We start from the raw sequence: 26,377 nt of genomic DNA on the forward strand, positions 1-26,377 counted from the left end.
CTACGAAACTAGGGGCGATTCAGCTGTCCCCTGAATTCTTGCCCGAAACCTCGCGAAACGGTACCATTCCGCGGTATCTTTCCCTTCCTAAAGGTCTGGAGGCAGTATCTCCATAGCTCTAGAAAATGCCACCCACTCCCGTTTCAGGCGCATCGGCTAACTCAATGAATTATAAGGAATCTATCCCGGTAATTGACCTATTCGCAGGGCCGGGCGGACTAGGAGAAGGATTTTCCTCCATTGGCGGCAGTGAGAAGGGAAGGCAAAAATTTCGACTCCGCGTGTCGATAGAGAAAGATGCTATTGCACACGCTACACTGTCCCTTCGAGCGCTATTTCGCGCCTTCCCAAAAGGGGAGGTTCCTGAGGCCTACTATCAGTACGTGCGCGGCGAGATAACTCGCGACGAGCTTTTTGCTCATCCAAGCATTCCAGCTGAAGCGATAGAAGCCTCGCGAGAAGCGAAACAGGTTGAGCTAGGAAAAGTAGCGCCAGAGCAGGTTGATCAGTGGGTCCGAGACGCTTTGAACGGCGCGCAGGACTGGGTGTTAATTGGCGGCCCCCCCTGCCAGGCGTACTCCGTAGCGGGTCGAGCCCGCCGCACGAAAGAGAGCCAAGAGGCTTTCGAAAGCGACGAGAAGCACTTCCTCTATAAGGAATACCTGCGCATCATCCAAGAGTTCAAACCTACGATTTTCGTTATGGAAAACGTAAAGGGCATGCTCTCCTCCAAGCACAGCGGCTCGCATATCTTTCAACAAATTCTCAGCGACCTGTCTGCTCCCGCAGAGGGGCTGGCTTATCATATCCGGTCTTTTGTGGTGCCTGAAGATGTGGACAAGCTCAACCCTCATGACTTTGTGATTCAGGCCGAGCGCTATGGGCTTCCTCAAGCCCGTCACAGAGTGATTTTATTTGGAGTACGTGCGGACGTTGCCTCTACTTGTCCTGCACTGTTGGAGCGCCCGCAAAATCTTGTTCTAGAACGTAGTCAGGCGCCTTTCACTGTTGATCAAGCGTTATCAGGGTTGCCTCCCCTTCGGAGCGAGATTTCGCGAGGCAAAGACTCTCTCGAAGCATGGCTTGCTGCGTTACAGGAAGCGCACATACTTCTGCTACGGCATTACGTTGCAGGCAGTGGAGACTTGCTAGAAATAATGCAAAAAGCCGCGACGGACGCAGGAAGGCTTGGCTCGAGTGGCGGAAAATTTATTCCCTGGAGCGCAGTCACCAAAATGACACCTAAACAGCGGGAGTGGTACCTAGACCACCGGCTGAAAGGGGTGCTCCAGCACAAAGCCCGAAGTCACATGCGTTCCGACCTGCATAGATATATTTATGCAGCTAGTTACGCAAAGCTTCATGGAACCTCGCCAAAGATCCAGCAGTTCCCCAAGCAGTTTCTTCCTGCCCATGAAAACGTCACATCCGAGTCTGTCCCCTTCAGTGACAGATTCAGAGTCCAGATGGCTGATGGACCATCAACAACGATAGTTGCCCATATATCGAAAGATGGCCATTACTACATCCACCCTGACCCAAGCCAATGCCGCAGTCTGACGGTACGTGAGGCTGCGAGGCTGCAGACCTTCCCGGACAATTACTTTTTCGAAGGCAACACCACGCAACAGTACACTCAGATCGGAAATGCAGTTCCCCCGCTCCTAGCCCGAAAAATAGCGGCCATTGTGGCGACAGTTATTGATTCATATCGGGCGGGCAAAGTTCGCCAGAGCGCTCAGAACCTCTGATCCACTCGGACAGAGTTTCGGGCAGAGCGGCCAGCCCACCTGTATCTCTCGTCAAGCACTCCCAAACGACAAGTACTCTCCACCCTGCCTCAGCCAAGCGGTTAAGAGCTTGACGATCCCTCTCGACGTTAGCGCCAAGCTTCGCCACCCAGAATTCCGTACGAGTGGCCGGAACCCTCGCGTTTGGGCAGCCGGGATGTAGATGCCAAAAGCAACCATGTACAAAGATTACGACCCTCCATTTCGGCAGTACAATGTCGGGGGCACCCGGCAAGTCTTTCCGATGCAATCGAAAGCGGAAACCGAATTTGAAGAGAGCCCTTCTCACAAGAATTTCTGGTTTCGTATTTTTACCGCGTATCCCGGACATCATGCGACTCCGGGCGCGGGCATCGACGATATCTGTCACTGGCCTCCCCGGCGAGCCTCCGGAACATCAATAACTGGCGATGAGAAAGGTCGAGAGAACATGGCCTCAAGACACTCCGGACGCTTCGCCCACTCGGAAATCATTTTTCCATTCGCGGTTTCAAGAAGGCGGTCGTAGACCTCCCGAGCCCAAATGTTTGCTTGCTCTACAAGCTGAGGAGATATCGCTTGTCGGCTCCAAATACGATCAAGGTCAAATGGCTCCCCGTAGGTTTTGGAGATTACCGCAACGGTATAGGCTGCGACGTTTGCGAGAAACGCCGGAACCAAAGGTCGTGCGGCCTTATGGACCGTTTTGAACAGAAGAGCTTTGGCAGCAATCGATTTGAAATAAGCGACGTCAGGAGCAGGCGCTCCCGATCCGGCTTCTGAATCAGCCATGCCTGACATGAATCGGTCAAAGCATTTCTGCGAACCGAGGCTTACTACGTCTGGCTGCCCATCCCAAGCCATGAAGTACTTTGCCAGTTCGGTTTTGGTGATTCGTCTTCCTGCGGGCATGGACTCTTTCAAGGCGCGAAGCTTCGCCGGAGTCACGCCCTCCCGTGCGAGAAGAGTGTTGTAGCTGCCAGCGGCTCGTTCATAGAACCACCTTCCAGTTCCATCTGGGCAATAAACCGAAAGGGACAGTCGCTCCACATCAACATGGAAAGGCTTGTTAGCTGAAAGATCTGATTGGCGTACCGCATTTTGACTATTCGCGTAGCGTGAGATATCAGAGACTAGTGCCTCTTCTTTTGCTGGGTCCGCCTCTTTCATAACAATGATTTTTGCGGGAACACGAACTTTGCTCAGATCTATATCAGCAAATTTCTTCTTCGCAAAGAAAATAGAGGCGGTAGTCTGACCACCGTTGACAATTTGCATACCACGAAGCCAAACAATTCCGGGCGAGCCATCGCTGGCACGATCAAGCCGCATCTCATCGGCGACTAAGACGATCCCGTTGTTGTAGGCCATGAACCTCTCCGGCGCATTTCGAAGAGTGTTCTGTAAGCCAGCGTTTACGCCTTTAGCCTTGACGCTCAAAAAAGAGCGGACGTTTGCTTCCAGCAAGCGTGGACCGAACTTCTCATACACAAACCGAAGTGCCTCACCTGGGATAGCAGTCAGGGCGTAATCATAATCGCCAGTTTCCCCCGGCACGAAAACACAGGGCAGTGGCGATCCAGAAACCTCATTGAAGTCAATCATTAGCTCGTCACGCGGTTTTCCCTCCGACTTGTGACGGAATAGACGCTCGATATCCATGACTTCGAGTTTTACGTCTTTACCACCAATATCTCTGGATTTGAAACTCTTCGACTTAGCAATCCCATCAGTAAGGACGTAAACACGGACCTGCTCAAGCTCGTCGTAAATTTCCCTGATGGTTAATGCCAACGAGTGGACGTCACTGGAAGGATCCAGCTTGTCCGCAACTCTTCCTGCAGCGCACAACTCCAGAAAACGGACACACTGCGCTGCAGCGGTCTTCGTATCTTGGTCGGAGATAGAGGTTAGTGTGTAGAATCCCTCATAGAGGCTGACGAATAGATCCAGCTGGTCTGCGTCCTCAGACATTGCATAGCCGCTAAGGCGCAAATTGGCATTGCCAATCTTTCCTTGAAAGTGGCAAATCACCGGCTCGAAAGTCATTCCAGCATCAACAAGGTGCTGCATAACTACTTCGGCAAAAACAAGCTCAGCGAAAGGGGATCCCTCGCTCATCTGTGTTGCAATCTCGCCCTTGGTCTCAGCGAGAAAGTCATCAAGCGTCATGCGATAACTCCTAAAAGCTCCAGAGCCGCGTCAAGATCCGAGAGGAAGTCTTGAGCGTGGTCCAGGTTAATTTCGTAAAGAGCTCGCGTTACCCCATTGGGGACTGCCCCAGGAGTAAGGCGTGGAAAGCCCTCCGACACAGCAAGAACTCGAATTTCTTTCAGTTCAAATTTTCGACTGTATTGGATTGAGTGTGCATCGGAATAGCCAGCAGCCAACAGCTTTTCCCGGAATATATTCACTGCCCCAGAATCACCACCTAGTCGATGCTCAACTCCCGAGATTATCTCAGGCAAGCTAAGTCCCTCTTCTCTCGACGCAAACCTAAGAGCGACAAGAAATAAGGGCGATGCGACGGTGTCATCTAATTGCTCTAGGGAACCTATCTTTACAGGGAACCCCGACGAGGACATCGTAGCCTTGACCTCAATGGCCCCATATCCCAGTAAAAAGTCTTGCGGAGCATCATCAGGCCCCACCCAAGCGCTCAGCACTAAATCCGAAGTAATGTTTAAATCCAGCAGCATGGTCAAAAAAATGAGCTCTCCCGCTAATCCCAGCTCCGTTTCAGCTCCAAGATAGGGATTTCCTCGTGACATAAATCTCTGCCAAGCAATTACCCGTCCGATTAAGACACGTAACAACTGTACCTCTGAGCCGCCACCAGCCACTGCCTCATCCAGTGCACCGACGACGTCGCACACCATCGAGGCGAATAACTCCGGGCTACCTTCCGCTCTGCGGCTAAGCGCTAATCTCACTCCTTTATCTGCAACCGAGTCGGCCCTTTCGACCAAGAATCCTTTCCCCTCGGGAAGCTTCTCAGATCGAGCCAGCGCGACATACGGAAAGCAGAACAGAACGGCCTCCGAGTTCGTCGGAGAACGCCGGCCAGCTTGCACTTCAACAGGTCCGGCAGGAGGCAGGGAAATGGCACTCCATCCAGGTAACGACTCGTTACCTGAGAGCGATGACCAAGCCAGCAAAAACTCTTCACTCAGACGGGCCATATTCCTGCATCCAATAAAGAAGATTGACCTCATATTCCACGCTTATCGTGTTCTTACTTGCGGGAAATGCGATGGCAAAAGCCATAATTGGCTTAGTCCAGTCTGGAACAATAAGCCGTTGGGGGTTCTTGTCTTTATAGAAGTATGGAGTGAGCGGATAGAGCATCAGGACCCCTCGATCAGTTTCCCCACCCAGCTTTCCGCGAGCTTCGCGAATGCCCTTACCGCTGGGAAAACTCGGGGTAGATTCTCTGCCACGGGCAGGTTCTGGCTTCCATGCCGCACGAGTCAAAGCCAGAGCTTCTCGCCAGACATCGTCATCGATATCGACCCCCTCGTCCTTCGGGTCGGTGAGCACCCCAATGGCAAAATTACTAGGGTCTAATTTCTCGGGATCGTCAGGGTCTTCAGTCTTGCGAATAGAGAAATTCTTTGACGGTATGCCACCAGGGAAGGTGTGCTCGTCGCCAACCCCGTTACCTCCCCCCAATAGCGCAACGCTCCACCTACTCAACTGCCCGATATCGACCATTTTCGTTATGAACTCAGACAGCAGAGCGGCCTTGGCGCTAGTGGCATTTGGATGGGTCGTGTAAGCATCTAGAAAGGAGAGCACCATAGACACATCGACGTCTTTCCAAAGGCGAGCATTTGGCCAAGAGTCGGGCTCACCGTCTCTGTCATATTTAGGCACGATACTTGGGCCCGAAAGGGACTTAATAAGTGAGTCAGTGGCGTCGAGATTCTGCTCTTGGATTCGAGCATTGCGATGAAAAAGAATTGTCTGCGGTCGCGTGCCGCTGTAACTCAATGAAAGTGTCTGCGAGTTACGCATCTTCAGCTGTGAGGTAACCGTGAGTACCTCATGCGACATCACTTTTAGCCCGTACTGCTCGGGCGTTAGCTTGGCTTCAGCCATGAAGTCAAACTCATCCCGAAGCTCCTCCGACGCATCGGCGATGTGGCAGAACCAACTAACCAAGTCAGATGACGTATACAAACGACAAAGGTCCAAATAACCGGGGCGGTAGCCGAACCAGCGCCCCATCTGCATGAGCGTGTCGTACATTTTTGTCGTACGAACAAAGTAACTGACGCACAACCCTTCCAAGGTTAGCCCTCGAGCCAGCTTATCGCCGCCTACCGCAATAACTTTCAGCGCAGCCCCTAGCGTTGCGTAGTCGAGCGCATCCTTAGCAGTTCCATTGATTGATCTGACTTGGATGTCAGCAAGCACATTGGGCAAAACCGTTAGTATGTCATTCCAGCTCGGCATGGCTGGCGGATGCTCTTCGACCGGCGACAACTCCATCACTTGATCTCTGGTTGGAAGGAAGTCTCTATCCCAGAGCGAGCGAAGCTGACTTATGAGGTCAACCGCACCAAGGCCTCTACTGATTTTTTGCCGCATGCGGCGCACAGCTTCTTCGATCTGCTCCCGCACATGATTCTGCACGTCTACGTAGCGAGTCACGTGAACCAACATGGAGCTGTGCTGATCTTTCTGGCCCCGCAGCTCGCGAACAGCACAGGCCAACACGAAGGCACATACAGCCTCGTTCAATGACGGAGGAATGAGTTCCTGCCCGTGGTAGGTAGGGACGTGTGTTTTTTTGTGCTTCGGTGGCATCCACCCCGAATCAATTTCGGGATCGTAGTGATCAAAAATGTCTCGAGAGAGGGGAAGCGCACCCTTGCGCCCCTCCTTGGTCATTTTCCCAAACATGCGGGCAGGCCCTACATAGTTGGAAGGTGCCGCAAGGTTGATAATGAAAGACTTCGGAAATAGGTCTGGCCCTTCCTTAGCCGTAGCCCCTTTGTGATGAATGAATATATTGGCGAAAGGTGTAGCTGTGTAACCGACATAGGCTTTGCGTGTAAACGAGTGAAGCACTTGGCGAATAAGCCTGTTGATTGTCTTCGGTTGATGTTCTTCGTCGGGCGAACCCTTATCGTCAAATAATTGCTCCCCTGTATCCACAGAGGCGTTATCAGCCTCATCATCAATAACCAAGAGAGGCAGCTTCGTCACCAGTTTGCGGCCATCACTCGAATCGCTGCTGTCGGCGACACGCTTCTGAATCCAATCAAGCAAAGCGGTCAGAACTGTTTTTTGCTTCTTAACCACAAACAGCCAAGGTCGCTCTTCAGGCGAAATTCCGTGAAAGTGCTTGGCAATAGCTTTATTGAAGTCTCCGTTTTCGGCGCGCGTAGTGGCTGAGTTAGTCTTTAAATCCTCTCCAAACTCTGCGACCCCAATAGGCATTCCAGGATCACGATCAATGGTCGTTTCATAACCAAGAAAACTTTCTTCCAGTCGCATCTGTGTTTGCGAACGCAGATTGTTATGCATACCTGCTAGCACGATGATGATTTTATAGCCGGCATCAGCTGCCTTACATACAAGCCCTGAGTAGTTGCTGGTTTTGCCCGACTGTACGTGCCCGACGACAAGACCTCTCCTATCCCAGCTATCGCCACGCAGGGGGTCTTCCAGCAGACCAAGTATGTCGTCAGTAGCTTCATCGAGCCCATCAACAACCGTATCGGAGAGCTTTGATTCCAAATAGTCTCTGTACCGCCTCCAATAGTGCCAATCTTGTTTGCGGGCGGAAGTGAGCCAGTCAAAATGTCCCGTGTTGTCCTTAAGCGTCGTCGCTTTACCAACCCAATGACTGAAGCGTTGGATCAACGTAACAACCGCTTTTCCTTCATCCACATCAGAAAAGGATTCCCCCGCAAACATGGCCGTCGCGAGCTTGACCTTCTCGGCGATGAACGCGGGCGTAATTTTCGACTTGTCCTTCTCTGCCTTCACCAACCGCTGTGCAGTAGCTATGACGTTTTCCAACAGCTCCTTTTGTGCTGCTGCCTCTTCCGCTGAAGTCATTCCGAGCCTCCCAATTTGGCGACCAACGCTGGGTATTTTTGAAATGGAACGGTTCTGAGCATCGACTTACGCGCCTCTTCGACACTCAACCCTTTACGATTCCTCAAATCATTAAAAAAGACGCTTGCGACTTCAATGACGGCCGCATTTGGCTCTCCTTCAAAATCGGTTCTAGGCGTTTCCTTGTTTTCCGCGGTATCCAACCAAATGCGCTGGACTGGCACTGTCTCTTCAACGACGCGAAGCATCGCTCGGACAAGATCAGCGCGAGCACCAACTGCTTCGATAACAGCCGCAACCGCAGGGTGGCCATTGTCGATGCGATAACGCACACCATCTTTGAGCCTCTCAACACGCCACGCTTGCTCAAGCGGAGGGCCGGCCGAGACAGGCACCGACGCGCCGCGAAAAGCGAAGACCCGTCGGGCTCTCCCTCTCGTATCCTCGGCCAGCTTAGTAAGCCAAGCCCGAACAGTTACGGGGGGTCTGGCAGTTGATTTTTTAACATCGATTTTCCAGTCAGCATCCGCGGTGTTAGGGATATCCAGCCTTATCCGTGCAAGTCGATGCGATTCCTCTCGATTCCAGGCCCGTCCTTGCCCAAGTCCCAGCCAACCACCAGCCAGAAGGAGGCGACGGTTCCGGTACACATAGAAACCCTGCTGTGAAGTCCAACCCTCCGGCCCGCCCGCTTTGCGAAACTGCTCCTCAGTGAGACGATCTTTATGGGGGAGAACATGACATTGCACCTCGATTGCCAAGATTTTGGCTACAGGCGAATGCCAAGGCTTAGCAGGATGCCCAATCATAAAGGGATCCCAAGGGCTCAGCTTCTGGTCGTTTATAAACAGTTGGAGGGAGGGGTTCGGTCCCTCAATAAGCCGATGGAAAACCATCGATAGCCGCATTTCCACATCATCTATAAGGTCGGCGAAGTGATCCAAGCTGTAGCCTGGCGTGACTATTCGATCTAGGCATTCCCACAAAACAAGCGTCCCGGAGGTGACCGAACTCATTGAAGCAATCGATGCCTCGGAACCATTGGCAGGTCCTTCAAACATTAGCCAGCCAAGATCTGGAGCGGCAGCAATTGCGTCTAAATCCCATCGCAGACAGGAGGCTTGCTCATTCAGCATCTTGGATACGACGGTAAGACGACGGCACTGGGAAAATGAAGCTGTTTTCAAACCCATACCAAAGCGTCCAAGATCTGTAGCAGAGCGCTCCTCAAGCGGATTCCTTGCCCCGAGGGTCATCGCAGACTCAAGCTCAGAGTCGCTCATTCCTCGACCATCATCCAAAATCGAAATCTTGCTACGTTCGCCGGCCCAGTCAAACCGCACATGGATATTGGACGCCCCAGCAGATATACCGTTATCAATAACGTCTGCCAGCGCTGAAGCAGTTGTGTATCCAAGCCCCCTGAGCGCCTCAAGCATCGCGCCAGCTCTCGGGGGCGCACTTCTAGTTCTCTCGCTCATTTGAGGTAATCAACTCCGGACAAAATAATGAGCCCTAAGACAAAAGGGCGCGCTCCGACGACATCTCTTGGGATGGTGCCCCAGGTAAATCATCTGGTTCTACCTCAGCATCTTCGGGCGAGCTGATGTCCGATTCATCCATGTTTGCTCGCTTAGAAGCGGGAAGAGTGGAGCTAGTCTGAGGGGGCGTCGAGTCATCTACCTGAGACACTTCGAATTGATCTCCGATATAAGGACCAAGCTTGTCCCTCTTGGCTGGGGTAGACAGCTTTCTCAGAGCTTTCGACTCTATTTGCCTTATTCGCTCGCGTGTAACTTCAAACCTGCTTCCTATCTCCTCTAACGTCATCGCCTCTTCTTGCCCCAGGCCAAAACGGAGTATGACAACGTCAGCAGAACGCTGATCGAGCCCGCTGATCATTTCGAGAAGAATGGCTCGGAGGGAGGCATGCTCCGCGGCCAAAGCCGGATCAGACGATTCCATTTCCGGAACGACTCGCACCAATGGGATGTCGGAGTTTGGGAGGCAATCGTCGAGGCTGGTAATCTCCGCAACTGTGTTCAGCAGAAGCTTGATCTTCTCCAAAGGCACTCCGGAACGAATAGAGATTTCCCGCTCGGTCTCTACTTTCCCGGTGCGCCCCTCCAGCTCAGCCCGTTCCTTTAGCGTCTTGCGGGCCAGCTCCTGCATATGTACCGGAACTCGAATGGCTCGCGCTGTATTGGCAATAGAGCGAGAAATTTGTTGCCGAATCCACCAGGTAGCGTAAGTGGAGAACCTGAAACCTTTCCTCCAATCAAAACGCTCTACAGCCTTCATCAAACCGATATTCCCTTCCTGCACCAAGTCATCGGGCGGAACATCTGACCACAGGTATTTTCTGGCGATAGAAAACGCCAGCCGAAGATTGGCGAGGATCATCTTCTCGCGGGCGGCCTCTTGGCGACGAATAGCGGAAGAAAATAAGGAGCTGATCGGATCCGCGTCGGAGTATTTCGAGAGTTCCAGCAAGAACCCGCGAAGCAAGCCAGCGCTGCCTAAAGCGACTCGGACTTTTGGTTGATCGCCAACAGCCAACCGTGCTTCAGAAACAGCCGCCACAAAGGCTGCCGCGTCCGGCTCAAGCTCTTCTTCATCAAATTCATCGTCAAGCAATGTACTGTCGGATTTGGCTTCGACATCCGGCGAGGCATCCCTTCCAGAGCTGAACGTTTCGTAATCTGCCTCCCCGCTTATAACTTTTTCGGCAGCCTCAAAAATGCGCGCGAGACCATACGGCCATGATGAAAGAGCATCGAGAGCGAGACTTCCGGCTTCCTCCATCTCTTTGCCTAAAGCAATCTCCTCATCAGCTCGAAGTAACTTGGCCTTAAACGACTTGACGTAGTGTCGTAGAGGGTCGTTTTTGCCAGAAGCTAGGTCCTCCGTATATTCCAATACCTCAGCCAGTAAATGCTCTTCATCGCTAGTAGGGGTGCCCAGAAAGGAAGAGTCATCCAAGCCTTCTCCTTCAAAGATCCGAACACTGAGATCGCTCAAAACAAAGTGAAGTAGGTTTTCAAACTCCTCGTTGCGCGATCCGTCTGGACGGAGACATAGCTGTATAAGAGCTCCCTCCGGGACCCCTCCTTCCCGTATGCCTTGAAACAGCATGCCTCGGATTCCCTCATCGTGATCGCGCACGAGGGGAAGGGAGCGCTCAGGAAGAAATAGCTCGATGTCGTCCCAGCTTTCGTCTGTATCAATCGCCTTATGGAGGCCAATAAGCACCTGCAGCTCGGTGACGCTTAGGGCAATAGATTCGTTCCCTGCCGGGGCCTCGGTCTCAGATTCAGCCTCCCAAAAACTTTCGAACTCCGACTCTAGAGGCTGATCGTCGAGCTCCAGAATGTGTACCGGGGCGCTCGAACCACAAAAATAAACGGGAGAAGGACTCAAGACTTCGAGCACTCCAGCGGGCTTGAGCTCTCCTAATATCTCGAAGTCTTTAGGTTTCTCAACTGTTGGATCCAGATCTCTAGAATCGAGCTCATTCGAGCTTTGCGTTACTGGAGGAGTTGCTTCCGAGAAAAGCATCGGGCCTAGACCTAAATCCAGAGGGACAGCTCCATCCTCCCCTTGACTGAGCGCCACCGGCCGAGGAAAGCTTTCCAGTATTGCAATACATTCTGGACAACCTCCTTTCAACGCATGGGCGAGCGCGCTTCGGCCCTCGGCATCGATAAGTTCTGGGCTAGCACCTGCATCCAACAGTAAACGAAGAACCCCCTTTTTCTTGCGAGCTGCTGCGAGCATCAAAGGCGTACAGCCGCTGCCATCACGGGCATCGAGATTGTCCCCCCTGGAGATGTGAAGCCTGACGGCGACCTCCACTCCAGCGATTGTGGCCATGCGAAGTAAAGGATTCAGAATAGCCATCTCAAATCCTAAACATTCGAGCACCCTCCTGCACCGAACATTCGGCGAAGAAGATCGGACAGAAGAGTTTTAAGCAGGTCGGTATTCGATGAGAGGATGACTTCATGCCAATTTTTCAATCCTTTGCGGTATGAGTGCTCACACCACCCCTTACTAACGTGAAGGTGCCCCTTAACGGAGTTGTGGGTGCCTATAGGTTGGGACTCGTCACCCCGTTTCTGAGCTTGAAAGCTGTAGCTGCCGAAGATGCGAATGTGGTCACAATATCCACTAGATACAAGCAGGTAAAGAATTCCATCTCCGATTGTTACATCTTGAGCTGTGCGTACACCTAACCGGCGCTCTGCCTATCCTGCACTAGTGCTCCACCGTCTTTCAAATTTGTTCATGAACAAGGAAAAACCGTAGTGGAGATGGCGTTGTGTAGTACAGCTTTCCGGTGAAAGCCTATCCTGCACTAGATCTCCATGCGCTTGAATCCTTGTTCATGAACAAGCTTTGGGCGCCTATTGACCGGCGAAAAGCCTATCCTGCATTAGTGTTCCACGGGATTTAGTACTTGTTCATGAACAAGCTTTTTCCGGTTCGATGCACGCACGCCTGCAATGAAAATATGGGCATCTGTGGATCTCATTTCACTGAGCGTGTTCTAGCCGCGAGGTCGCTACAAATTCTTCCAGATCAATCTCGCCGCTGATGTAACGCTCGCCGAGGCGTTTCATACCGTCAGTGATTTCAAATGCAGACAGGTTTGTTGAGGCGTTGGCAAAGGTTACGGCTTCCCTTCGCTTGCTCCGCTCAGCCTCCGAGAGTTGGTATACCTTGGGATGGTCAATTCCAGCTGACAGTTCGATTGTAGTGGTCTAATGAAACCGGACACCCTTTTAGGCGAGAATGCTCGCCAGATCGAGGTGTCAGATGACCAAACAACGCCGTACCTTTTCCGCTGAATTCAAACGCGAGGCTGCCGACCTCGTGCTCAAGCAAAACTACAGCTTCATCGAAGCCAGTCGTTCACTGAGTGTTGGTGAGTCGGCGCTGCGCCGCTGGGTCGACCAGCTTCAGCAAGAGCGCACCGGCGTCACGCCCCAGAGCAAGGCCCTGACACCAGAGCAGCAAAAAATCCAGGAGTTGGAAGCTCGGATTGCTCGCCTCGAGCGCGAGAAATCAATATTAAAAAAGGCTACCGCGCTCTTGATGTCGGAAGATCTCGAGCGTACGCGCTGATCAATCAGCTAAGCGTCCATGAGCCTGTTGACTGCTTGTGCGAGGCGTTTGAGGTCGCTCGTTCGGGGTACTACGCGCATCGTCTAAGGCGGCGAACACCAGATGTTGAGCGGCTCAGGCTGCGTAGCCGAGTGAGCGAGTTGTTCACCCAGGGCCGAAGTGCTCCCGGCAGTCGAAGCATCACGTTGATGATGCAAGAAGAAGGTGAGCAAATTGGACGGTTTAAGGTACGCAGGCTGATGCGTGAGCTGGAGTTGGTCAGCAAGCAGCCAGGATCACACGCCTATAAAAAGGCGACAGTCGAGCGGCCGGATATCCCAAATATATTGAACCGAGAATTTGATGTCGAAGCGCCCAACCAGGTCTGGTGCGGCGACATCACCTACATCTGGGCACAGGGGAAATGGCACTACCTTGCGGTTGTCATGGATCTTTACGCTCGCCGAGTGGTGGGCTGGGCGTTATCAGAAAAGCCGGATGCAGACTTGGTGATCAAGGCGTTGGATGTGGCTTACGAGCAGCGTGGCAAGCCGCAAGGCCTGCTATTTCACTCAGACCAGGGATCCCAATATGGCAGCCGCAACTTTCGCCAGCGGCTGTGGCGTTATCGCATGCGTCAGAGTATGAGCCGCCGAGGAAACTGCTGGGATAATGCGCCGATGGAGCGGGTTTTTCGCAGCTTGAAAACAGAGTGGATACCAACCACTGGCTACATGACCGGCCACCAGGCTCAGAGAGATATTAGCCAGTACCTGATGCATCACTACAACTGGATCCGACCTCATCAATTTAACGATGGATTGGCCCCAGCGAAAACGGAAGAAAAACTCAAAACCGTGTCCGGGATGAGTTGACCACTACATCGAGACCAATCCTCCGCATCACGCTTGGTGCGGAAGGTTTTAGCCACGGTAGGCCAGCCAGTTTTGCGAATCAGGGCCTTCCAGGTGCCGGAAGGTGTTTTGACGAGTGTTGCCATGAGAGGTTGCTCCTAGGCGGCTGGCGAACCAGCACTGTACCTAATTTGTACCCTTGGAGCGTAGGACTGTAAAAACAGTGACCACTCCAGAAACACGAAAGCCGCGCAGTGCGCGGCTTTGAGTATGGTGGGCCCAGTAGGACTCGAACCTACGACCAAGGGATTATGAGTCCCCTGCTCTAACCAACTGAGCTATAGGCCCTCAGTAGGCCGCGGATTATAACGACGGTTTCTCGGTAGTGCTATCCGAAAAATCTGAAATAGGCATACGAAGGAAGGTTGCTGCGAATTTTTCAGCAGACAGAGGGGGGCTGACGATGGCGCCCTGGATTTGTTCGCAACCGGCTTGGGCCAGGAATGTACGCTGTGCCCCGGTTTCTACGCCGTCCGCGATGATGGTCAATTGCAGGCTGTGCCCCAGTGTAATGATGGCGCGAACAATAGCGGCATCGTGTGCGTCATCGGGCAGGCCCTTGATAAAAGACGAGTCGATTTTCAGCGTGTCCAGCGGCAAGCGCTTGAGGTAGCTGAGGGACGAGTTGCCGGTGCCGAAATCGTCAATGGACAGTCTTACCCCCAGTTGTTTGAGTCGATGCAGGGCTTCACAGGCTTCTTCGGCCTGGCACGTAATAAAGCTTTCAGTGATTTTAAGTTGCAGGTAGCCGGGCTTGAGCATGCAAGTCTTGAGCAGGTGCTGTACGTGCTCCAGTAACCCGGGTTGGTGCAGTTGAGCGCTTGCGAGGTTGACTGAGATCGCTCCAAAGGGGACGTACACCTGGTTCCATGAGTGCAGTTGCTGGCAGGCGCGTTCAAGCATCCAATCCCCTATTTGTATGATCATGCCGTTTTCTTCGGCCAGATGAATCAAGCGCTCGTGGGGGATTTCTCCGAGTATGGGGTGGATCCAGTGCAGCAGAGCTTCGGCCCCGACCACGCTGCAGTCATCCAGGCTGATTTTGGGTAGGTACAACAGTGATACCTGGCCGCGTTCCAGGGCTCGGCGCAGCTCATGGCTCAGGACGACCCGCGCACTGGCTTGTGAACCAAGGTCGTGGCTGTAGCGTTCGACGCGGTTGCGCCCTTTGAGTTTGGAGTGGTACATCGCCAGGTCGGCATTTTTGACGAGTGTGGCGACGTCGTCGCCATCGTCCGGGAATACGCTGGTGCCGATGCTGGCGCTGATGAAAAGCTCGTGCTCGCCTGCCAGGAAGGGTGCGTTGAAACACGCCAGCAACTTGTTGGCAATCATTTGCGCATCGTTGGCTTGTTTGAGCCCGGGCAGCAAAATGATGAACTCATCCCCGCCCAGGCGGGCCACTGTGTCGATGTCGCGCAGCTGTTCCTTGAGGCGGGTTGCGATGCCTTTCAGCAGAAGGTCGCCCACTGGATGCCCGAGGCTGTCGTTGATGTTTTTGAATCGATCAAGGTCCAGAAACAGCACGGCACTGCGCTGGCCGTTTCGCCTCTGATCGGCCAGTACCTCGCATAACCGGTTTTCAAACAGTAAACGGTTGGGAAGGTTGGTCAGCGGGTCGTGGTGAGCCTGGTGGTCAAGGCGTGCCTGAGCATGTTTGAGGCTGGAAATATCAGAAAATACGGCCACAAAGTGGGTGATCAGGTTGTCGCTGTTGCGCACGGCGCTAATGGTCAACCAGTTGGGGTAGATTTCGCCATTTTTGCGTTTGTTGCTGATTTCGCCCTGCCAGTTGTCGGCGTTCGACAGTTGATGCCACATGGCTGCAAAAAATACCCTGTCGTGTTGGCCTGACGCCAGGATTCTCGGAGTCTGACCCAGTGCTTCACTCTCGCTGTAGCCGGTGATTTCGGTGAAGGCCCGGTTCACTGCAGTGATTTTTTGCTGGGGGTCGGTAAAGATGATGCCTTCGGCCGTGCTTTCAAAGACGGTGGCCGTTTGCAGGAGTTTTTCCTGCATCTGGTGACGTTCGGTGATGTCGTGAATGATGGTCAGAATGCAGTGTTCAGCTCCGATCATCAGTGGGTAGCTGGAGATCTCACAGAGGCGAATGTGCCCGTCTTTATGACGGAAGTTACAGCTGAAGTCCCTTACAAAGCCGTCCTGTTCCAGTAGCCGCAGTACTTCGCGCCGCTGTTGAAAATCCACCCATAGATGCAGGTCAAATGTTGAGTGGTGCAAGGCGCTGGCATTGTCATAACCACTGAGACGGCTGAAGCCTTCGTTTATCTCTATCAACAGGCCGTCACTTTTTCGGCTCACTAACAGGCCATTGGGTGAGGCATGGAATACTTTGGCGAACTTTTCTTCGGATAAGCGCAAGGCCTCCTCGGTTTGCTTGGTTTCGCTGATATTGATCATCAGGCCGCGCAGTATGACCTGCAGGTTATGGGTTGTGATGCTGGCGATGTCGCGCAGCCACAGCGTGCTGCCGTCAGCGGTGATCACGCGATAGTCCAGGCTGTGGTCGCAGTTGGCGTTGATTGCCTTTTCGCGGTAGTCCCGGGCTCGGGCCAGGTCGTCGGGGTGCAGGATTCGATTCCAGAAGCCCAGACTTAGCCAGTCGGCAATCGGGTAGCCCAGCAAAGCCTCGGCCTGGGGGGAGACATAGGTATAGGTGTCGCCGTCCAGTGGTGCCTCCCAGGCGATAGCTGAAAGGCTTTCAATCATTCCCCTGTAGTGATGCTCGCTGCTGCGCAGCTCCTGTTCCAGGGCCGTTCGCCGGGAAATTTCAGAGCTCAGGCGCCGATTGATGCGCACGACGATGAGCAGCACGGTGATCAATAGCAGCGCGCCGGGAAGGACATACACCAGCAAGGTGCGCCACAAGGCCCGGTAATCACTGATGTTGCCGACCCAGTGCTGCTGAATGCTTTCGGTTTCACTGAGGCTTATGTCAGCCAGCACCTTGTCCAGCAGTTCGAGCAGTACAGTCTGACTTTTGGGAACGGCCATTGCCAGCTGAAAGCGAAAAGGCGTTTCGCCACTGACGTAAAGACCATCGAGTTTGAGCTGGCGCAGGCTCCATACGCTGGAAGCCAGGTCACCGACCATCGCATCGACCTGATCCGTGGCCAGTGCCTGCAGGGCCGAACTGACGTTGGGCAGTGCGACGATGTTCAGGTCCGGGTATTGCGCGCGCAGAAGCTCATGGGGGGCGTAGTTTTCAATGACGCCGACCCTGAGGCCGTAGAGGTCTTCGATGTTTTTCGGTGACGCGCCACCCTTGTGGGCGAGGATGACGATGGGGAAGTCCAGATAGGGCCGGGTAAACGCCAGGTACTTTTGACGTTCAGGTGTCGACATGATGCCGGGCAGCAAGTCGATCTTGCCTTCTTTGGTCTGTTCCAGCACTTCGCTCCAGCTTGGAGCTGCCACCGGTTTGAAGGTTATACCCAGCCGGTCGCTGATCAGCTGTATGTAATCGGCGGCAAGGCCCTTGTAGTTGCCTTCCTGATCGCGGAACTCAAAGGGCGGCCACGTGGTGTCGATACCCAGGAGCAGCTCAGGATGGTCTTTGAGCCACTGTTGTTCATTATCGGTGAACGTCAGGGCATGGGAGCCCGTAGTCCAAACGACAAGCGACAGTAGCAGGATGGCCAGCAATCGTGACATGCGCGTCTCTTCAAAACGCCTGGATGCATCCAGTGTAGTCGGGCTGTGGCAGGGGGAGGGAGCAGGAAGGGTCTTGGCTATAAAGCAAAACCCCCGGCAGGGCCGGGGGTTTTGTTATCACTCGTCGAGGAAGGAGCGCAAATGCTCGCTTCTCGTCGGGTGGCGCAGCTTGCGCAACGCTTTGGCTTCGATCTGACGAATCCGTTCACGGGTAACGTCGAACTGTTTACCAACCTCCTCGAGGGTGTGGTCGGTATTCATGTCGATACCGAAACGCATGCGCAGTACCTTGGCTTCACGGGCTGTGAGGCCGCCGAGTACATCGCGTGTCGCTTCTTTAAGGCTCTCAACAGTGGCTACATCGATTGGCGACTGCATGGTCGAGTCTTCGATGAAGTCACCCAGATGGGAGTCTTCGTCATCACCGATCGGGGTTTCCATGGAGATCGGCTCTTTAGCGATCTTCAATACCTTACGGATTTTATCCTCTGGCATTTCCATGCGTTCGCCCAGCTCTTCCGGGGTCGGTTCGCGACCCATTTCCTGCAACATCTGGCGGGAAATACGGTTGAGCTTGTTGATCGTCTCGATCATGTGCACCGGAATACGGATGGTGCGGGCCTGGTCGGCGATCGAGCGAGTGATCGCCTGACGGATCCACCAGGTGGCATAAGTCGAGAATTTGTAGCCGCGGCGGTATTCAAACTTGTCTACCGCTTTCATCAAGCCGATGTTGCCTTCCTGGATCAGATCGAGGAACTGCAAGCCACGGTTGGTGTACTTCTTGGCGATGGAGATAACCAGACGCAAGTTGGCTTCAACCATTTCTTTCTTCGCGCGGCGGGCCTTGGCCTCACCGATCGACATACGACGGTTGATGTCCTTGATCTCGGCAATCTTCAGGCCGGTTTCTGCTTCCAGGGCAGACAGCTTTTGCTGGCAACGGATGATGTCCGGTTGCAGGCGACCAATGGCTTCAGCATATTTGCTTTTGCCTTTGGCCAGCGCGTCGCTCCAGCTTTCGTCGACTTCGTTGCCCGGGAACAGGCGCAGGAAATCGGTACGCGGCATGCGTGCATCACGTACACACAGCTGCATGATGGCGCGCTCTTGTGCACGCAGACGCTCCAGGGCGCTGCGAACACGCTCAACCAGGCCTTCGAATTGCTTCGGGACCAGTTTGATCGGCATGAACAGCTCTGCCAGTGCAACCAGCTCGGCAATTGCCTGCTTGCTGCCACGGCCGTGCTTTTTCAGTGCCTTGCGAGCGAGTTCCATCTGATCGGAAACGGCGCCAAAGCGCTGAGCCGCGATGATCGGATCGGGGCCGCTTTCGACCTCTTCCTCTTCTTCGCTGGACTCTTCCTTATCGTCCTCTTCGTCATCACCTTCGGCTTTCACCTTTGGGTCGACAGGAGGCGGCACTTCGGCTGCAGGCGGCGCAATACCATCGTCCGGGTCGATATAACCGCTCAGAACGTCGGACAGGCGACCACCTTCGGTGGTGACGCGAGTGTACTCGGAGAGAATATGGTCAACCGTGCCAGGGAAGTGCGCAATTGCGCCCATCACTTCACGGATGCCTTCTTCGATACGCTTGGCGATTTCGATTTCGCCTTCACGTGTCAGCAGTTCTACCGTGCCCATTTCACGCATATACATGCGCACAGGGTCGGTAGTACGACCAATGTCGGTCTCTACTGCCGCCAACGCGGCAGCTGCTTCTTCAGCAGCTGCTTCGTCGGTGTCGGCATCGGCCAACATAAGGGCGTCCGCATCCGGAGCACTCTCGTGTACGGGGATCCCCATGTCATTAATCATGCGGATGATGTCTTCCACTTGCTCCGGATCTGAAATATCTTCGGGCAGGTGGTCGTTGACCTCTGCGTAAGTCAGATACTTCTGCTCACGGCCGAGGGTGATCAACTCTTTGATACGAGACTGCTGTTGCGCTTTTCCGGACATAACACCCTATCCACTGAAGGTCTTGGCGGGCAAAAAACAAGCCGAGGATTATACCTTAGCTATGACCTCACGCGCCAGTTGAGGTCGGGTTTGATGCGGGATTATTGCGACTTAGAAGGTCGCGTAACTGATTTTTTTCCTCGCTACTTAGCTCGCCTTGACGTGCTTTTCGAAGAAGTTGCTCTAGATTTCGCTCGCGTTGACGAGCTGACAAGCTAGTTATGGTGTCGAAAAACTGTTGTTCAAGGTTATCGGCATCAATTAGCCATTCCTTTTCCAGCAGTCTTTGCAGCAAGCGGCCCTGTTCAGTGCCGTGCCAGCGGGACAGTAGCTGTATAGAGCTTAGCTTAGGATTTTTCTGTACGGCCTCTACCAGCGCAATCAGTAACTGATTGTTAGTCTGGTCTTCTGCAGCAAAGTGCCCGGCATCCTCAACTTTTTTGGCCAGTTGCGGATGGTGCAGCAGGGTGCGCAGGGCTGTCAGTGTGGGCGGTTCAACGCCTACGGGGATCCAGGCCTGCTCGCGTTCGCCGCCACGCTTGCCTTTTTTGTCCCAGGGTTTGTTTTCCCACTTTTTACCGCCAGCGCCAGGCTTTTTCGGCGTCCATTCCTGTTGCGGGATGTACATGTCCGGTTGCTGGAAGTCGCTGTAGTCGGGCATTGCATCGTAATCAATGCCGGGGTCGTAGGTCGGTTGAGCCTGGGGCTTCGCAGGTGCGTTTTGCGCCAGCTGGCTGACGGTCTCGCTGGTCAGGCCGGTAATTTCGCTCAGGCGCTGGCGCATCAAGGTCCGCAGGTTGGCACCCGGGACTTTGTCGATCAGCGGTGCTGCCAGCGTGGCCATATGGGCTTTGCCTTCTAGCGAGCGCGGGTCTGCTTCTTCGGTTAACTGCTGGAAGAAGTAATCGGCCAGTGGTTGTGCGTGCTGGTTGATGCGTGCCTTGAAGGCGTCGGTACCTTCGGAGCGCACCAGTGTGTCCGGGTCCTCGCCTTCAGGCAGAAACAAAAAGCGCGCGCGCCGTCCATCCTGCAGGCAAGGGAGTGTGGCCTCCAGTGCGCGCCAGGCAGCATTGCGGCCTGCCTGGTCGCCGTCAAAGCAGAACAAAACACTGGGTACCACGCGGAACAAGCGCTTCATGTGTTCTTCACTGGTGGCGGTGCCCAGTGTTGCGACGGCATTGCGCAGGCCTTGCTGGGCCAGGGCAATGACGTCCATGTAGCCTTCAACCACGATGATTTCGTCGAGGCTGCGATTGAACTTGCGTGCTTCGAACAGCCCGTACAGTTCCTGGCCTTTATGAAAGACCGGCGTTTCCGGGGAGTTCAGGTATTTGGGTTTGTCATCGCCCAGGACCCTGCCACCAAAGGCGATGATGCGGCCACGACTGTCGCGGATCGGAAACATGACGCGATCACGAAAGCGGTCATAGCGCTTGCCGGTCTCGGCGTTTTCCACCAGCAAGCCCGCATCGATCATGGCTTTTTGCTGCAGTGTGTCGCTGCTTAGGTGTTTGTACAGATTGTCCCAGCCTGGCGGGGCGAATCCGAGACCGAAGTCGCGGGCGATTTCGCCGGTCAGGCCGCGGCCCTTCAGGTAGTCCACAGCAGCTTTGCGTGCAGGATGGGTTTTTAATGCCTGGCGATAAAAATCGGCAGCCGCGGTCAGAAGTGGATAGAGCGGAGAGTCAGTTGGCTGCCGCGGCTTGTGTGGGCGGCCACTTTCTTCTCGCGGGATCTCCATGCCGGCGGCTTTGGCCAGTTCTTCGACGGCCTGGGGGAAATCCAGGTTGTCGTGGTCCATGATGAAGCCGAGGGCGTTGCCGCCCGCGCCGCAGCCAAAGCAGTAATAGAACTGTTTGTCGGGGCTGACGCTGAAAGACGGCGTTTTTTCTTTGTGGAAGGGGCAGCAGGCCGCGTAATTTTTGCCGGCTTTCTTCATTTGCACGCGAGAGCTGACGACATCGACGATATCGGTACGGTTCAGAAGGTCGTCAATAAAGCTCTGGGGGATTAACCCGGCCATGGCGTTCTCGTCATCACTGCGCAGAAATGGGTCCGTATAAAGGGCTTGGACATCGCGCGTGCAGGCGAATGCACTGCTCGATCGTGGGGCGTCAGCTCAATTATTTCGGGGAAGTGTATCTGTCGAAACCCGGTCTGCTCATTTTAAACAGAGTGAATGGGATCGGTAATTTTCACGCTCTGAGTCCGGCACTGACCAATGGCTGGTCTCGGATAGCTCATAAGCAGGCACTGGAGAGGTGCCTTGGGCTGATCGTCTTTAGGGAAAATCAGAGAGGTGTGCTCGTCGGTAGCCTTGGAAGGCTCGTCAGTAAAGACGTGCACCGCTGGCTATTAGGCCAGGTCTGACGTGATGTAACGCTTGTCGCGGTCGCATCTGCGGCCTTGACGATAAAGCATGTAACCTTCAACAACTGCCTACGGCCCGGCTTTAGGCCGGGCTTGGCAGAAGCGTGCTACGAACGTCTGTGTATTAGTACAGACGAACGGCGCGGCGCTGCTCGCGCTGAACTTTCTTCGCGTGACGCTTAACAGCAGCTGCTGCTTTGCGTTTACGCTCGGAAGTCGGCTTCTCGTAAAATTCGCGGCTGCGAACTTCAGCCAGAACACCGGCTTTTTCGCAGGAGCGCTTGAAACGACGCAGAGCTACGTCGAAGGGTTCGTTCTCTTTTACTTTGACGGCTGGCATCCAGAGCTACCTTCATTCATTACCGGGGTCAACGTCTCAAGGCAAAAATTGCGTTGAAAGACGTCGGTTTTTAAGGGTTGCGGATGTTAACCCCTCATCGCCCGGAATGCAAAGCCTCTGATCGAAAACCGCTGGCCGGGGGCGGGAGTGGCGACTATTATGCGCGCCTTCGAATTTAGCCTCTACAAGGCGTAAACCCATGCTAGTACTGGGATTAGAAACCTCCTGCGACGAAACCGGCGTCGCGCTATACGACAGTGAGCGCGGGCTTTTGGCCGATGCACTGTTCAGTCAGATCGACCTTCACCGCGCCTATGGCGGTGTGGTGCCGGAGCTGGCTTCAAGGGATCACGTCAAGCGCATGCTGCCCTTGATTCGTCAGGTGCTGGCCGAAGCCGATTGTGTGCCGACCGAGATCGACGCAATAGCCTACACGGCGGGTCCAGGATTGGTCGGAGCCCTTCTGGTTGGGGCTTCTTGCGCTCAGGCGCTGGCTTTTGCCTGGGGTATTCCGGCCCTCGGTGTCCATCACATGGAAGGCCATTTATTGGCTCCGATGCTGGAAGAACAGCCTCCGGAATTTCCGTTCGTCGCTTTGTTGGTGTCGGGCGGTCACACGCAGCTGGTTCGCGTTGATGGTATCGGCCAGTACGAGTTGCTGGGCGAGACGCTGGACGATGCTGCGGGTGAGGCGTTCGACAAGACCGCGAAGATGATGGGGCTCAACTATCCAGGTGGCCCTGAGATCGCGCGTCTGGCCGCTCAGGGCGTTGCGGGGCGTTTTGTATTCCCTCGCCCCATGACTGATCGTCCGGGGCTGCAGTTCAGCTTCAGCGGCCTCAAAACCTTCGCCCTGAACACTTGGCAGCGCTGTGTGGCCGCGGGCGACGATACCGAGCAAACCCGTTGCGATATTTCCCTGGCGTTCCAGCAGGCTGTGGTCGAGACGCTGACGATCAAGTGCAAGCGCGCCTTGAAGCACGCGGGCATGAAGCGCCTGGTGATTGCTGGTGGTGTGAGCGCCAACAAGGCGTTGCGTGTATCCCTGGAAAAAATGCTCGGCGAGATGAAGGGTAACGTTTACTACGCTCGCCCGGAATTTTGCACGGATAATGGCGCGATGATTGCGTTTGCTGGTTGCCAGCGTTTGCAGGCTGGCCAGCACGAAACATTGGCAATCAGCGTGCAGGCACGCTGGCCGATGGAGCAGTTGAAGCCCCTGTGAGAGCCGGGGTTGGATCGAGCGTGAGGTTTTTTCACGGGCAAGATTCAGAAATGGCGTTCGCGCCCAGCCATCAGGTCGCGTAAATTGCCGCGGTGGCGCCAGACAATCAGTGCCGTCAGGACGCTCATGGGCAGCAGGGCGGCAGGCTCTTGCCAGGCCAGCAATGGCAGGGTCAGGGGTGTGGCGATCAACGCCGCCAGTGAGCTGGTACGGGTCAGCTGAAAGGTTAGCAGCCATGCTGCGACAGCCAGCAATGCCGCGGGAGGGTATAGCCCCAGTAGCATGCCGGCAGCCGTGGCGACACCTTTGCCGCCGCGAAAGCGGAAGTACGCAGGGTACATGTGTCCTACGACGGCGCAGCTACCGATCCAGGCTTGGTCCTGGAGCGAGAAATCCAGTTGGCAGGCCAGAAGGACGGGTAAAAGCCCCTTGCACAGGTCGCCGAGCAAGGTCAGGACGGCAAGTTTTTTGCCAGCCAGACGCAACATGTTGGTTGCGCCGGCATTGCCGGAGCCACTCATTCGCGGATCGGGAGTTCCCGTCAGGCGGCTGAGCAAAATGGCAAAGGACAGAGAGCCAAGCAGGTAGGCGAGGATCGCCAGTAACCAAAACATGCTAACTATTCCGGGCGAGGACGCCCTGATTCTAACGGCGCATTGCGCCCTTGTCGTGCTGCGGAGAAGAGTGCTTGGACAGAGTGTTTATCGAAGGCCTGGAAGTCGACACCGTAATTGGTGCTTATGACTGGGAGCGCGGCATCCGTCAGTGCCTGCGCCTTGACCTGAGTTTTGCGTGGGATAACCGTCCGGCTGCCGCTGGCGATGACCTGACGCTGGCTCTCGATTATGCGAGCGTTTCCACGCGTATTCAGGCATTTGCCGAGCACGCTCAATTTCAACTGGTGGAAACCTTTGCGGAGCGTCTGGCAGAGGTGTTGATGAGTGAGTTCAACATTCCCTGGCTGCACCTCAAGCTGACCAAGCCCGGCGCCGTTGCGGCGGCCACAGGGGTTGGCGTGGAGATTGAGCGCGGATGTCGCTAACTCAGGTTTATCTCGGGCTGGGCAGTAATGTCGAGCGCGAAAAGCATTTGCTGGCGGGGCTTGATGCACTGACCGGTTTTTTGCGCGATATGTGTTGCTCTGCGGTTTTCGAAAGTCAGCCTGTGGGTATCAAAAGCGGGCCTTTTTTCAATCTGGTGGTGGCGGCGAAAACCGATTTGCCACTGATTGAGTTGAGTCGGCGATTGAAGCTGATCGAAGCTGATAACGGACGTTATGCTCAAGATCGTAAAGGATTGCCACTGGATATCGACGTGCTGTTTTACGGTGACCTGGTGGGTAGTTTTGACGGATTGACCTTGCCCCGTGCCGAGATTCTCAAGAATGCTTTTGTGTTGTGGCCGCTATCATTGATAGCGCCAGACAAAGTGCATCCAGGTGTGGGCAAGACCCTTGCTCAGTTGTGGGCAGAGGCACAGATCGATCAAGTGCTCGCACCTGCTGCGTTTGAATGGCGGGGTGAGCAGTTGACGCCGCTGGAGATGCTGGCAGGCTGAAGGTCGTTTGAATGTGCAGCAGGGTGCTGCTTTTTTGTGGGAGCGGGCTTGCTCGCGATACTGGCGCTGCGGTCTTTGCGTCAGACCGCATTGATGCCATCGCGAGCAAGCCCGCTCCCACAATATTTGCGCTACACGGCATCCTTGTAGGCTTGCAGTGCCTTGAGCCGCTCGTGCTTCAGGGCCTCACCCAGTTCTGGGCCTTTGAAGCCCTGCTCCAGCAGTGGTTGCACGGCCACGGCCAGTGCGGCCCGTGCAGCGCCGCGCAGGTAGTCAGCTTGCGGATACGGCCGGTTTTCCAGGCCAAGACGCCCTTTGGCGTCCATCTCGCATGCCACGATAAACTCCTCGAATCGCTGCGGGCGGCGGTACACGTCAAAGCGCTGCAGTAACTCGAGTAGCGTCGAAGCCTTGAGCTCAAGAGCACGATGGCCGTGGGTGTGGTACTCGCCCACCAGCAATGCCAATTCCTGGCAATCCCTTGGCACTTTGTAGCGATCATTTACGGCTTTGATCAGGCGTAGTCCTTTGTGCTCGTGGGCAATGTGTCTTGGCCAGTCTTTCTCCGGCGTAAGCCCCTTGCCAAGGTCGTGCAGAAGGCACGCCCAGCGAACGGTCAGCGGTTGCTTGTGCAGCGCCGATTGCTCCAGCACGCTCAGGGTATGCACGCCGCTGTCGATTTCCGGGTGGTGGGCAGGGGGTTGTGGCACACCAAACAGTGCATTCACCTCTGGCAGCAGCACCTCCAGTGCGTCACAACTGCGCAGCACTTCAATAAATACCTGAGGTTGGTCTTCCATCAGGGCGCGGGAAATTTCTTTCCAGCAGCGCTCGGGGGTCAAGGCTTGCAGCTCGCCGGATCTGGACAGCTGGCGCATCAATTCCAGCGTTTCTGGTGCGATGTTGAAACCAAGGCTCGCGTAGCGTGCTGCGAAGCGGGCCACACGCAGGACTCTGAGAGGATCTTCGGCAAATGCGGGGGAAACGTGGCGTAAAACACGGTCTTCAAGATCGCGCTGACCATTGTAAGGGTCAGTTATATTGCCAGCATCGTCCTCAGCCATTGCGTTGATGGTCAGGTCGCGGCGTATCAGGTCTTCTTCCAGGGTGACGTCGGGGCTGGCATGAAAAATAAAGCCGCCATAACCATGACCGCTTTTACGCTCTGTACGTGCCAGAGCGTATTCGTCGCCGGTTTTGGGGTGAAGAAATACCGGGAAGTCTGAACCTACAGGGCGATACCCCAAGGCTTGCATTTGTTCGGCTGTTGCGCCAACGACTACCCAGTCAATATCGGTGACAGGCTTGCCCAGCAGGCGATCACGTACAGCGCCGCCAACTTTATAGATCTGCATAAAAAACCTCCGTTAGCACGACAGGATAG

General features: G+C 54.6%; 17 protein-coding genes and 1 tRNA gene. 5 read left to right on the top strand and 13 right to left on the bottom strand.

What is annotated here, in order from left to right; translation table 11 throughout:
- Nucleotides 1-164 precede the first annotated feature (164 nt).
- Nucleotides 165-1,751: a DNA cytosine methyltransferase gene (locus tag V6P94_RS05230; RefSeq protein ID WP_338649065.1), complete on the top strand. Its 1,587-nt coding sequence runs from the start codon at nucleotides 165-167 to the stop codon at nucleotides 1,749-1,751.
- On the opposite strand, the gene V6P94_RS05235 is transcribed toward V6P94_RS05230, so the two are convergent.
- The 6 genes from V6P94_RS05235 to V6P94_RS05260 form a co-directional block, all read right to left on the bottom strand.
- Nucleotides 1,699-2,124: a very short patch repair endonuclease gene (locus tag V6P94_RS05235; RefSeq protein ID WP_405046749.1), complete on the bottom strand. Its 426-nt coding sequence runs from the start codon at nucleotides 2,122-2,124 to the stop codon at nucleotides 1,699-1,701. The genes V6P94_RS05230 and V6P94_RS05235 overlap by 53 nt on opposite strands.
- 32 nt (nucleotides 2,125-2,156) lie before the next feature.
- Nucleotides 2,157-3,941 (bottom strand): AIPR family protein, encoded by a 1,785-nt coding sequence (locus V6P94_RS05240; protein WP_338649067.1) that lies wholly within the window; start codon nucleotides 3,939-3,941, stop codon nucleotides 2,157-2,159.
- Complete coding sequence (locus V6P94_RS05245) at nucleotides 3,938-4,951, bottom strand: PD-(D/E)XK motif protein (protein ID WP_338649068.1); 1,014 nt, start codon at nucleotides 4,949-4,951, stop codon at nucleotides 3,938-3,940. The genes V6P94_RS05240 and V6P94_RS05245 overlap by 4 nt, the downstream gene beginning before the upstream one ends.
- A complete protein-coding gene (locus V6P94_RS05250) occupies nucleotides 4,935-7,841 on the bottom strand; it encodes a Z1 domain-containing protein (RefSeq protein ID WP_338649069.1) in 2,907 nt (968 codons plus the stop codon). Before V6P94_RS05250 ends, V6P94_RS05245 begins: the two co-directional genes overlap by 17 nt.
- A complete protein-coding gene (locus tag V6P94_RS05255) occupies nucleotides 7,838-9,280 on the bottom strand; it encodes an ATP-binding protein (RefSeq protein ID WP_338649070.1) in 1,443 nt (480 codons plus the stop codon). The genes V6P94_RS05250 and V6P94_RS05255 overlap by 4 nt, the downstream gene beginning before the upstream one ends.
- A 76-nt stretch (nucleotides 9,281-9,356) precedes the next feature.
- A complete protein-coding gene (locus V6P94_RS05260) occupies nucleotides 9,357-11,741 on the bottom strand; it encodes a sigma-70 family RNA polymerase sigma factor (protein ID WP_338649071.1) in 2,385 nt (794 codons plus the stop codon).
- 918 nt (nucleotides 11,742-12,659) lie between these two features.
- On the opposite strand from V6P94_RS05260, the gene V6P94_RS05265 reads away from it, so the two are divergent.
- A protein-coding gene (locus V6P94_RS05265) for an IS3 family transposase (protein WP_095019831.1) occupies nucleotides 12,660-13,822 on the top strand; the annotation gives its coding sequence in 2 pieces (ribosomal slippage) (nucleotides 12,660-12,915 and nucleotides 12,915-13,822; 1,164 coding nt in all).
- A gap of 250 nt (nucleotides 13,823-14,072) precedes the next feature.
- Here the strand turns inward: V6P94_RS05265 and V6P94_RS05270 are convergent.
- From V6P94_RS05270 to rpsU, 5 genes are all read right to left on the bottom strand, one after another.
- Nucleotides 14,073-14,149, bottom strand: a tRNA-Ile gene (locus V6P94_RS05270).
- Between the two features lie 15 nt (nucleotides 14,150-14,164).
- On the bottom strand, nucleotides 14,165-17,536 hold the full coding sequence (locus V6P94_RS05275) for an EAL domain-containing protein (RefSeq protein WP_326398582.1): 3,372 nt from the start codon (nucleotides 17,534-17,536) through the stop codon (nucleotides 14,165-14,167).
- Between the two features lie 117 nt (nucleotides 17,537-17,653).
- Nucleotides 17,654-19,501 carry an RNA polymerase sigma factor RpoD gene (gene rpoD / locus V6P94_RS05280; RefSeq protein ID WP_133075298.1) on the bottom strand — a complete coding sequence of 616 codons (1,848 nt, stop codon included), beginning with the start codon at nucleotides 19,499-19,501 and terminating at the stop codon, nucleotides 17,654-17,656.
- A gap of 67 nt (nucleotides 19,502-19,568) precedes the next feature.
- Nucleotides 19,569-21,524, bottom strand: coding sequence for a DNA primase (dnaG, locus tag V6P94_RS05285; protein WP_326398581.1), 1,956 nt, complete (start codon nucleotides 21,522-21,524; stop codon nucleotides 19,569-19,571).
- Nucleotides 21,525-21,995: 471 nt separating this feature from the next.
- On the bottom strand, nucleotides 21,996-22,211 hold the full coding sequence (rpsU, locus tag V6P94_RS05290) for a 30S ribosomal protein S21 (protein WP_002551877.1): 216 nt from the start codon (nucleotides 22,209-22,211) through the stop codon (nucleotides 21,996-21,998).
- A gap of 199 nt (nucleotides 22,212-22,410) precedes the next feature.
- Here rpsU and tsaD point away from each other — a divergent pair, with 199 nt between their 5' ends.
- Nucleotides 22,411-23,436, top strand: a complete 1,026-nt coding sequence (tsaD, locus tag V6P94_RS05295; protein ID WP_048361129.1) for a tRNA (adenosine(37)-N6)-threonylcarbamoyltransferase complex transferase subunit TsaD — start codon at nucleotides 22,411-22,413, stop codon at nucleotides 23,434-23,436.
- Nucleotides 23,437-23,480: 44 nt separating this feature from the next.
- Here tsaD and plsY read toward each other — a convergent pair whose 3' ends face one another.
- A complete protein-coding gene (gene plsY, locus V6P94_RS05300) occupies nucleotides 23,481-24,050 on the bottom strand; it encodes a glycerol-3-phosphate 1-O-acyltransferase PlsY (RefSeq protein WP_133075300.1) in 570 nt (189 codons plus the stop codon).
- A gap of 74 nt (nucleotides 24,051-24,124) precedes the next feature.
- On the opposite strand from plsY, the gene folB reads away from it, so the two are divergent.
- Together folB and folK are read left to right on the top strand one after the other, a co-directional pair.
- Nucleotides 24,125-24,478, top strand: a complete 354-nt coding sequence (gene folB / locus V6P94_RS05305; RefSeq protein WP_133075301.1) for a dihydroneopterin aldolase — start codon at nucleotides 24,125-24,127, stop codon at nucleotides 24,476-24,478.
- On the top strand, nucleotides 24,469-24,993 hold the full coding sequence (folK, locus tag V6P94_RS05310; protein WP_326425137.1) for a 2-amino-4-hydroxy-6-hydroxymethyldihydropteridine diphosphokinase: 525 nt from the start codon (nucleotides 24,469-24,471) through the stop codon (nucleotides 24,991-24,993). The genes folB and folK overlap by 10 nt, the downstream gene beginning before the upstream one ends.
- A gap of 131 nt (nucleotides 24,994-25,124) precedes the next feature.
- Here folK and V6P94_RS05315 read toward each other — a convergent pair whose 3' ends face one another.
- Nucleotides 25,125-26,348: a multifunctional CCA addition/repair protein gene (locus V6P94_RS05315; RefSeq protein WP_133075303.1), complete on the bottom strand. Its 1,224-nt coding sequence runs from the start codon at nucleotides 26,346-26,348 to the stop codon at nucleotides 25,125-25,127.
- Nucleotides 26,349-26,377 lie beyond the last annotated feature (29 nt).

Origin of the sequence: Pseudomonas sp. ML2-2023-3 (assembly GCF_037055275.1) — a bacterium.
Classification (GTDB): domain Bacteria; phylum Pseudomonadota; class Gammaproteobacteria; order Pseudomonadales; family Pseudomonadaceae; genus Aquipseudomonas.